This is a genomic window from Corallococcus sp. CA049B (assembly GCF_003611685.1).
GTDB lineage: Bacteria > Myxococcota > Myxococcia > Myxococcales > Myxococcaceae > Corallococcus > Corallococcus coralloides.
Window position 1 is genome coordinate 1 of sequence record NZ_RAWC01000293.1, and the last position, 9,137, is coordinate 9,137.

Annotated in this window: 10 protein-coding genes; 4 read left to right on the forward strand and 6 right to left on the reverse strand. The window is 71.3% G+C overall.

Going from position 1 to position 9,137, the window contains the following annotated elements; translation table 11 throughout:
- The first annotated feature begins 57 nt into the window (after positions 1–57).
- Positions 58–1,242, forward strand: coding sequence for a tRNA-uridine aminocarboxypropyltransferase (locus D7W82_RS36270; RefSeq protein ID WP_199727964.1), 1,185 nt, complete (start codon positions 58–60; stop codon positions 1,240–1,242).
- A 7-nt stretch (positions 1,243–1,249) separates the two neighbouring features.
- Here the strand turns inward: D7W82_RS36270 and D7W82_RS36275 are convergent, their stop codons facing one another.
- Together D7W82_RS36275 and D7W82_RS40280 are read right to left on the reverse strand one after the other, a co-directional pair.
- A complete protein-coding gene (locus D7W82_RS36275) occupies positions 1,250–2,341 on the reverse strand; it encodes an acyltransferase family protein (protein ID WP_216619220.1) in 1,092 nt (363 codons plus the stop codon).
- Between the two features lie 443 nt (positions 2,342–2,784).
- Positions 2,785–3,186: a (2Fe-2S) ferredoxin domain-containing protein gene (locus D7W82_RS40280; protein WP_147439721.1), complete on the reverse strand. Its 402-nt coding sequence runs from the start codon at positions 3,184–3,186 to the stop codon at positions 2,785–2,787.
- A gap of 259 nt (positions 3,187–3,445) precedes the next feature.
- Here D7W82_RS40280 and D7W82_RS36285 point away from each other — a divergent pair, with 259 nt between their 5' ends.
- Entirely contained in the window at positions 3,446–4,573 is a 1,128-nt protein-coding gene (locus D7W82_RS36285) for a cytochrome-c peroxidase (protein WP_120622673.1), read from the forward strand.
- A 50-nt stretch (positions 4,574–4,623) separates the two neighbouring features.
- Positions 4,624–5,061, forward strand: coding sequence for a hypothetical protein (locus tag D7W82_RS36290; protein WP_120622674.1), 438 nt, complete (start codon positions 4,624–4,626; stop codon positions 5,059–5,061).
- A 58-nt stretch (positions 5,062–5,119) separates the two neighbouring features.
- On the opposite strand, the gene D7W82_RS36295 is transcribed toward D7W82_RS36290, so the two are convergent.
- Positions 5,120–6,565 (reverse strand): chondroitinase-B domain-containing protein, encoded by a 1,446-nt coding sequence (locus D7W82_RS36295; RefSeq protein WP_120622675.1) that lies wholly within the window; start codon positions 6,563–6,565, stop codon positions 5,120–5,122.
- A 127-nt stretch (positions 6,566–6,692) separates the two neighbouring features.
- On the opposite strand from D7W82_RS36295, the gene D7W82_RS36300 reads away from it, so the two are divergent.
- A complete protein-coding gene (locus tag D7W82_RS36300) occupies positions 6,693–7,235 on the forward strand; it encodes a hypothetical protein (protein WP_147439722.1) in 543 nt (180 codons plus the stop codon).
- Between the two features lie 10 nt (positions 7,236–7,245).
- Here D7W82_RS36300 and D7W82_RS36305 read toward each other — a convergent pair whose 3' ends face one another.
- The 3 genes from D7W82_RS36305 to D7W82_RS36315 form a co-directional block, all read right to left on the reverse strand.
- A complete protein-coding gene (locus D7W82_RS36305) occupies positions 7,246–7,950 on the reverse strand; it encodes a DUF4476 domain-containing protein (protein WP_158617791.1) in 705 nt (234 codons plus the stop codon).
- 110 nt (positions 7,951–8,060) lie between these two features.
- Positions 8,061–8,660, reverse strand: coding sequence for a 2,3-diphosphoglycerate-dependent phosphoglycerate mutase (locus tag D7W82_RS36310; protein ID WP_120622678.1), 600 nt, complete (start codon positions 8,658–8,660; stop codon positions 8,061–8,063).
- A gap of 96 nt (positions 8,661–8,756) precedes the next feature.
- A complete protein-coding gene (locus tag D7W82_RS36315; RefSeq protein ID WP_014394890.1) occupies positions 8,757–9,017 on the reverse strand; it encodes a phosphopantetheine-binding protein in 261 nt (86 codons plus the stop codon).
- Between the last annotated feature and the right edge of the window lie 120 nt (positions 9,018–9,137).

The window sequence follows — 9,137 nt, forward strand, 5'->3', positions numbered from 1 at the left end:
TCCCGGCGGCGGACGCTCCCGGCCGCCGGGGGCGGGGCCGTGATAAAGGGCCACAGCGTGCGTACCTTCTGCATCAAGTGTCTGCGTCCTGAAAGCGCGTGCTACTGCGCGCATGTCCCCCAGCTCCAGACGCGCACGCGCGTGGTGTTCCTCCAGCATCCGCGGGAGCGGCGCGTGGCCATTGGCACGGCGCGCATGGCTCACCTGTCGCTGACCAACTCGGAGCTGCACCGGGGCGTGGACTTCACCGGCCACGCGCGGCTGGAGGAGCTGGCGAAGAACCCCGAGCGCGTCGCGGTGCTCTTCCCGGGCGAGGACGCCATCACCGTGGAGGAGGCCCAGGCGAACCCGCCAGAGACGCTCATCGTCGTGGACGGCACCTGGCCGCAGGCGAAGAAGGTGGTGATGCGCAACCCGGTGCTCGCGGCGCTGCCGCGCATCGGCTTCGTGCCTCGCCGCCCGAGCAACTACCGCATCCGCGCGGAGCCGGCGGACCACTGCGTCTCCACCATCGAGGCGGTGGCGGAGATATTGGGCCAGCTGGAGGGCAAGCCCGAGTACTTCGACCGCATGCTGGGCGCGTTCGAGTTCATGGTGGACACGCAGCTGGAGCGCCAGGAGACGCGCACGGGGCCCAACCGCCGCCGCATCTACAAGGGCGAGTGGCGCCCGCCGCTGGAGCTGCGCTCGCTGGCGGATGCCGCGGACCGGCTGGTCCTCTTCTACGCGGAGGCGAACGCGCACCCGCTGGAGGCGGGCATCCCGCCGGAGCTGGTGCACCTGGTGGCGGTCCGCTACGCCACGGGCGAGCGCTTCGAGGCGGTCATCGCGCCGGAGCAGCCGCTCGCGCACAGCACGTCGCTGCACGTGGAGCTGCTGGAGGAGGAGCTGCGCGCCGGTGAGCCTCGTGCCCAGGCGCTGGCCCGCTTCGAGGCGTTCCTGCGCCCGGATGACGAGCTGACGGTGTGGACCACGTTCGCGCTGGACCTGCTGTGGGGCAGCGGCCTCGGGCGCAGGTCCGCGCGCAACGTGCGGCTGGCCACGGCGCGGGCGCTCAAGGGCAAGGCTGGCGGCGTGGAGCAGGCGGTGGAGCTGCTCAAGGCGCCGGAGGTGGCGACGTGGGCCCGGGGCCGCGCGGGCCGCCGCATCAGCGCGCTGGAGTCCGTGACGCGCGAGCTGGTGGCGCGTGGCAACGCGACCGAGCCGCCCGCGAAGCTGCCGCGCACCGGCTCCGAGGGCTGAAGGCGGCTTACTGGCCCAGGCGCGCGGTGCCGACGCTGGCGTTCAGCGTGGTGGAGCCGGCGCGCCAGGGACGGGCCTGCTCGCGGACCCAGCGGCCCATCCGGGCGACGAGGTAGCAGCCCACCAGCAGCGCCACGGACACGCCCAGCGCCGCCGCCATGCCCAGCCGGGGGCCGATGCGCTGCGCGAGGCCCGCGATGTCCGCCCAGCCGTACACCACCGGCAGGTGCAGCACGTAGATCCACAGCGACAGCCGTCCCAGCGGCGCCAGCAGGCCGCTCACCCGCCGCGGCAGCAGGTTCACGACGCCCAGCACCAGCAGGCCCTGCGCCACGCGGTACATCACCATCGTGGGACTGGTGGGCGTCCACTCCACGGGCACCCAGCGGGTGAGCGCCAGCAGCGCTCCTCCCAGCGCGAGCAGCGCGAAGCCCTGCGCCAGGCCCGGCTTGAGCAGGTGCAGCAGGTGCGCGGCGAACGCGCCCGCGAAGAAGAAGCCCGCCCAGGGGAAGAACGGGAAGCGGCTGCCCTCCCCATTGCCAATGAACTGCTGCAGCGGCACCGGCAGGTGCGCGCCCGCGCTCCACATCCCGGCGCTCGCCAGGGGGATGCCCACCGCCAGCCCGCCCAGGAGCAGCGCCCGGGCGCCCCGGTGCGGCGTCACCACCAGCGCCATCGCGCCCAGGAGCAGCGCCGCGCCAATGCACTGGAGCGCGTCGAACTGGAACACCTTGCGCAACATGGCGTCGGAGAAGCCCAGCTCGCGCACCGCGCCCCAGCCCGGCCAGTGCAGCAGGTAGCCCAGGAAGAGCAGCAGCAGCGCGCGGCGGAACCGGCGGCCGAAGGAGTCCTTCGCGGCGCCCGGCTTCGTGCCCAGCGCCATCACCACCGCCCAGCCGCTCACCAGCAGGAACAGCGGCGCGGTGATGCCCCGGAGCTTCCAGTACTCCTGGACCCACGGGTGGTCCCGGAACGCGGGCGCCAGCAGCGCGTCCAGCGTGTGACCCATCACCATGGCGAGCACGGCCAGTCCGCGCGCGCCATCCAACGCGGGGTGCCGGGTCTGCCGGAAGCTGAGCGAGGGACCGAATCCTTTCAAAGCGAGCCGAGCATAAGCCCACCCATGGGCCTCGTCTCCAAAACGCACCCACCGTGGGGGCTGGCAGGCGCGGGAACGCACCGGATTTTCACTCCCAGCCCAGGTCGCGTCCTCCGCGCGGGGTGCTACAGGATGGATGCATGTCCGCCCGCTCCGCGCTCGCCGCCCTCGTGCTCCTCGCTGTCCCGGCCTCGGGCCGCGCCGCGTCTGGTGATGACTGGTTTGGCAGCGACAAGCCCAAACACTTCATGGCGTGCGCGGCGGCCACGGGCGTGGGCTACGGCGCGGGCGCCGTCCTCTTCGATTCGCCGGGCGCGCGGGCGCTCACAGGTGTGGGACTGGGATTGGGCGTGGGGTTGGGCAAGGAGGTCTACGACAAGGCTCGCGGCAGCGTCTTCTCCGTGAAGGACCTGGCGTGGGACGCCGCTGGCACCGCGACGGGGCTACTGGCCTCGTTCCTCGTGGACCGGTTCATCACCGAGGTGCTCCTGTCCCCGCCCCAAAGCGTCTCCTCCGCCGGGCGTGGCGGCGGGAGCGTCCGGGCGCGCGCGGCGCTCCACGAACTTCAAGAGCAGGTCGCGCTGCAGCCGGGGCTCCACCAGCAGCAGGCGGCCTTCGGGATCCTCGGTGTCGGAGACGAGCACGGTGACCTGCCGGCGCGGGCACTGGTTCATGCAGCCGGTGGGCGTGACGCGCACCTGACCGGCGAGGCCCCGCTCGGCCAGCTCCCCCTGGAGCCAGCGCGGCAGGTCCTGCCCGCCGCTCCGGGCGCTCTTGCCCAGGCACTTGCGGCAGACGAGCACGTCCACCTCCCGCCCCTTGCCGCCCGTGTCTTTGTCCTGCATCCGCCGTCCTCCGTGGCGCCCCGCTTCCAGGCGGATGCGCCGCTGCGTGTCGCCGAGAGCTTGAAGGAGAAGAGGTAGCGGCGCGGGGACTGTTCCGCAGGAGCCCCGGGCCGCGTCCGCCGGGCCGCCGTCCGGGCAGGCGCTGCCGGACTGATGGAAGGGGAAAGTCCGCGCCGTGGGTGCGACGTTCCGTCTCGAAGCCAGCCGCCCGGGTCACTGGTACGGTGCGCTCCGCGCCGCATCCAGGAGGCTCTCCAACATGACGCGAAATCGACTGCTGCTCGGGTTCACCCTGTCGGTGATGGGGACGGGCTTGTTCGCCGGTTGTGAGCGCTCCCCGGACAAGGCTCCGGAGGCGAAGCCGCCCGCGCCCGCTCCGGTGGCGGAGCAGGCCCCTGCCCCGAAGCCGTCGGCGCCGGATGCCGCGGCGGTGGCGAAGCTGGCGTCGCACTTCTTCCAGGCGCCCCGCAACCAGGCCCCGCTGCCCGAGGACACCGCGGAGCAGGTGGCCCTGGGGCGCATGCTCTTCCACGAGCCCCGCCTGTCGAAGAACCACGACGTGTCCTGCAACAGCTGCCACGGCCTCGACACCTATGGCGTGGACAACAAGGCGCTGTCGGAAGGGCACAAGAAGCAGAAGGGCAGCCGCAACTCGCCCACCGTCTACAACGCGGCCCACCACATCGCGCAGTTCTGGGACGGCCGCGCCGCCACGCTGGAGGCCCAGGCGGAAGGGCCGATGATGAACCCGGTGGAGATGGCCATGCCGGACGCGAAGCGCGTCGAGGCCACGCTGGCCTCCATCCCCGAGTACTCCACGCGCTTCCGCGCCGCCTTCCCCAAGGGGAACAAGCCCGTCACGCTGGCGAACGCCGCCCGGGCGCTGGCCGCCTTCGAGCGCACGCTCACCACGTCGTCGCGCTTCGACCGCTTCCTCGCGGGGGAGCACGCGGCCCTGAGCGCGCAGGAGCAGCGCGGCCTGGAGGCCTTCGTCACCACCGGATGCACTACGTGCCACAACGGCCCGGCGGTGGGCGGCGCGTCGTTCCAGAAGCTGGGGCTGGTGGAGGCGTACCCGGCCCTCACCGACGCGGGCCGCTTCGACGCGACGAAGAACGAGGACGACCGGGGCTACTTCCGCGTGCCCACCCTGCGCGACGTGGAGATGACCGGGCCCTACCTGCACGACGGCAGCGTGAACGATTTGCCCGCCATGGTGCGCCTGATGGGGCGCTACCAGCTGGGCCGCACGCTGAACGACGGCGAGGTGGACGACCTGGTGGCCTTCCTCAAGAGCCTCACGGGCGAGCTGCCCCCCGCCGAGCGCATCTCCGCGCCGCCCCTGCCCCCCAGCACGAAGCGCACGCCCAAGCCGGACCCGTCGTAGCCTGCAGGAAACGTCGCGCCCCGCCCGGCGGGTGCTAAACCCTCGCGCCCATGACCTTCTTCTTCCATCTCCACTCGGGTCTTCGCTACCTGGTGCTGTTGTCCGGTGTCCTCGCGCTCGCGTTCTTCGCGTTCGCGGTCGCCACGAAGCGCCCGTTCGACAAGGTGGGGCGCATCCTCGGCGCGTCCTACTCCGGCCTGCTGCAGCTGCAGGTGCTCGTGGGCGTCGGCGTGCTGGTGACGCGCGGGTACTACCCGGCGCTCATCGGGCACATCGTGATGATGATCCTCGCGGTAGGCGCCATCCAGGGCCCCCTGGGCGCCACCCGGCGGCGCCTTCGGTCCGCGGAGGCCCCCGCCGCGGGGGAGCAGCCGCGCGCGGCGCCCAACTTCGTGCCCGTGCTGGTGGGCACGCTGGTGTCGCTGCTGCTCGTGGTGGGCGGCATCCTGGCCATCCGCCCGGGCCTGTTCGTCTCCACCGCGTTCTGAAGCGCGTGGGGGCAGCGAAGCGGCTGGGTTCTCCAGCCGCCTCGTGTGAGGCCTTTCGCTAGCGGCGGGCGCGCCGGCGCAGGGCCAGGGGCACGAGCAGCCCGAGGAGCGCGGGCAGCAGGCCGGGGCTCGCGTTGCAGCCGCCGTCCTCGTCCTCGCCGTCGTCCCCGGACGGGTCCTGCTCCGGGCCTGCGTCCGGAACGACGCCCGCGTCCGTGGTTCCGGTGCCCGCGTCCACGCTGGTTCCGGTCCCCGCGTCCGTCGTTCCACCGGTGCCCGCGTCCGTGCCGCCGCCCGTGTTCGCGGGGCAGTCACCCAGTGAGTGCTCCAGCGCTCCCAGCGTGGCCGAGGCGGGCCGGGCGCGCGCGCAGAAGTCCTCCGGCGCCAGCGTGTTCCGCGGGGCCGCGCCGATGAGCGACGACACGTCGCCCTTGAGCGTCAAGTCGCCCTTGAGCGGCGCCACGTACCAGGACGCGAAGGTGGTGGTGGTCACGTTCGAGCGGTTGTTGCTCTGGGTGCCGGTGGCGCTGTCGCGGTTGCGGATGACGCCCGTCAGGACGTTGCCCACGGCCTCGCCGGTGGACGCGGCGTAGCGGTAGTCCACGCCCGTCGTGCCGATGAACGTATTGAACAGCACGCGCGTGTTCGCGGCCTTGTTCAGGTACACCGCGACGTCCGAGCAGTTGGCCACGATGTTGTCGCGGATGATTCCGTCCGTGTGCTCCGGCGAGCACGGCACGCTCGGGTCGAAGGCCGGCGCGCAGTACTGATTGCCGGTGCCGCCACCGCCGAAGGACAGGCCGATGCGGGTGTCCCCCGCGGGCTGGTCCTTCACGCACAGGACGCGGTTGCGCTCGAAGAGGCCGCGCTTGCCGCCGCTCTTCATGAAGGCGCCGTAGGAGATGCCGCCCTGCTTGGAGAAGTCGTGCAGCTCGTTGTCGCGGACCACCCAGTCATCGCCGGTGTCGATGTTCAGCTTGGTGACGGGCGTGGACGTCGCGCGCGCGTGCGTGTCGTAGATTTCGTTGTTCTCGATGAGGCCCCGGTGCGGCATCTCCCACACGCCGCTGCCGTTCTGCGCCGCGTTCACCTTGAGCTGCGCGTTGAAGTCGCGCACGCGGCTGTTGCGCAGGACGAAGTTCTCCGCGTGGCCGGTGACGTGGAAGGCGTGCTCACAGTTCTGGTCGTTCGCGCAGATGCCCTCCACCGTGAGCCCGTCGAAGGTCCAGTACCGGCCGGACACCTTGAACCCCTCCTGCGCGTTGAAGCGCACGACGGCCGCGTGGCGGTTCTTCGCGCGCACGATGATGGGCGCGGCCTGGGTGCCCTCCGCCGCGCAGGTGAGGTTCGCGTTGACGGTGTACGTGCCGTCCTCCAGGACGAGCTCGTCGCCGGCCTTGGCGGACGAAAGCGCGGTCTGGAGCTCGGCCACGGAGGAGATGCTCTTCACGGCCGCGCTGCCCGTCAGCGGCAGCAGGAGCAGGGCGAGGGAAGCGGTTCTCAAGGGGGACTCCCGGTACGAAAAGGGGGGGCGCTGACGTTAGCGGATCCCCGCACGGGGCAGGCAGCCGGGCGGGCGCAGGCATTCCGGGCGCTTGGGAACCCGACTCCCCGTGAACACCTGTCCTTTCATGGCTCGCCAATCCAGAGGCTCGCGACGGGGACGGTCCATCCTGACGGTGTCAGCGCTCGCGGGGGTGCTGCTCACGGCCCCGGGCGCGTTCGCCCTCCCTTCCCAGGGACAGTCGCTGCCGGAGTTCTCCGCGCACGACCTGACGAACGGGAAGCATGCAAGCGAGGAGCTGAAGGGGCGCCCCACGCTGCTGGTCGTCATCACCGACAAGGATGCGGGCGCCCAGATGCGCGGATGGTTCGACGCGGCGGACCAGCACGTCCCGGACTCGGTGCACCGCCAGTCGCTCATCGCCCTCAAGCTGCCGTTCTTCGTCAGCGAGGGCGCCGCGCGGGGCAAGGCGAAGAACCAGGTGCCCCAGGCCTACTGGCAGGACACCTGGCTGGACAAGAACGGTGGCATGGCCAGGGCGCTGGGGCTCTCCCCCAGCGAAACCCCCTATGTCCTGGCGCTGGACGCGGACGGCCGGGTGCTGGCCAGCGTCCACGCCACCGTGGACTCGCAGGAGGCGCGGACCATCTGGTCCGCGCTCTCCCGGTGACGCGGAGAAGCTAGTAGCGCCCGCCGCTGTCGAGGATGGCCTGCAGCTGCGCCTTGTCGTTGGAGAAGGGGAACGCCTGGTACAGCTGGTAGCCGTTCTGCGGATCCAGCAGCGTGGGCCGCATCAGGCGCACCACCTCCAGCTTGTCGTTGGAGAAGGAGAACTGCCCCAGCACCGACAGGATGTGCGTCACGAGGAAGTTCTCGTTCGGGGCCACCTGCGACAGGATGCGCAGCTTCTCGCGCGGGAAGGACTCGCGCACCATCGCCTGGGTGATGCTGCGGAACTGCTGATCCGTGATGGGACGCACCACCGGCGGCGGGGGCGGCATCGGCTGATGCGGCCCCGGGGGCGGCAGGCCCGTGCCGTACGGCGCGGCGTCGGCCACGTACTCGCTCAGCTTGTCCAGCTCCTCCATGGCCTTGCGGATGCTGTCGCGGCCCTTGGCGTCCCTCGTGCGGGACATCGCGTCGCGCAGCGCCTTCTCCATCCGGTCGATGCGGCGCTCCGCCTGCTCCCGGTCGATGACGACCTGGTTGCTCGAGGGCACCGGCTGCGGCATCGGCACGGGGCGCGGCGTGGAGTGGCCCGGGGGCGGGGGACGGCGGAACTCGGCGCCGCCAGCGATGTTGACTGAGTCCGCCGCTTTGGGCTCCGTCTGGGCCAGGGCAGCGGCGGAGGAGAGCAGGACGACGGCGAGGGTCAGGGCCTTCATGGTGTGCATCCTTGGGGGTGTTCTTGCTTCCTCCCATCTGACGGGACAGAGGCCTGCTCATTCAAGCCCCCTCTCATCTTCCCCAGGAAGGCCCTGCCCTCAGGGCGTCTTCAGCCGCGCTTGGAGACGACCTGGCCGTCGGAGCCAATCTCGTAGACGAGCGGCACGCCGGTGGCGAGCTCCAGGCCCACCACCGTCTCACCGGACAGCTTGTCCAGGCGCATCACCAGGGAGCGGTTGGAGTTTCCGTGCGCCACGACGAGCACGTTCTTGCCCTGGCGCAGGTCGCCCGCGATGGCCCGGTCGAAGAAAGGCAGCACGCGCTTGGCGGTCATCTCCAGGGACTCGCCATTGGGGGGCGGCACGTCGAAGGAGCGGCGCCAGATGTGGACCTGCTTCTCGCCGAACTCCTTGGCGGCGTCCGCCTTGTTGAGGCCCTGCAGGTCGCCGTAGTGGCGCTCGTTGAGGGCCGCGTCGCGGATGACGGGCGGGCGCTGGCTCAGCGTGTCCAGCAGGATGGCGAGCGTCTCCTGTGCGCGGCTGAGGGCGGAGGTGTAGGCGACGTCGAACTTCAGGCCCTGGAGGGCGTCGGCGGCCTTGCGCGCCTCGTTGCGGCCCTGCTCGGTGAGGGGCACGTCCACGAAGCCGGTGAAGCGGTTCTCGTGATTCCAGAGGGACTGACCATGACGGACGAGGGCGAGGATGGGCATGGTCCCCCTGCTAGCCCAACCGGGGGCGGGGGGAAAAGAGGCAAGCCCCGTCCACCCGCCCGGCCCGTCGTCTTGCGGCCACGCGTTGGGGCGCGTTCAGCCGGCGGCCTGGGTCTCCTGCTGGAGGCGCTCGCAGACGGCCGCCACGGCGCTCAGCGTGTTGAACAGGTCCACCATGCCCACCTGGAGGCCCAGGTCGTCCTCGATGCGGTTGGCCAGCATCGTGGCCAGCAGCGAGTTGCCCCCCACCTCCAGGAAGTGGTCCTCCGGCCGCACGGCGTCCACCCCCAGCAGCTCCTGCCAATAACCCGCCAGCCGCGCCTCCATGGGCGAGGGGACCGCGCTCTGTGTGCTCATGGTGGCTGCTCCCTGGGGCTGGATTTGCTGTAAATTGAGGAAAATAGAACTACCGCGTCAAGGCTGACCGCGCCAGGGCGAGCAGGCGGGCTTCGTCCTTCCCTGGGGGCCGGGCTTCCC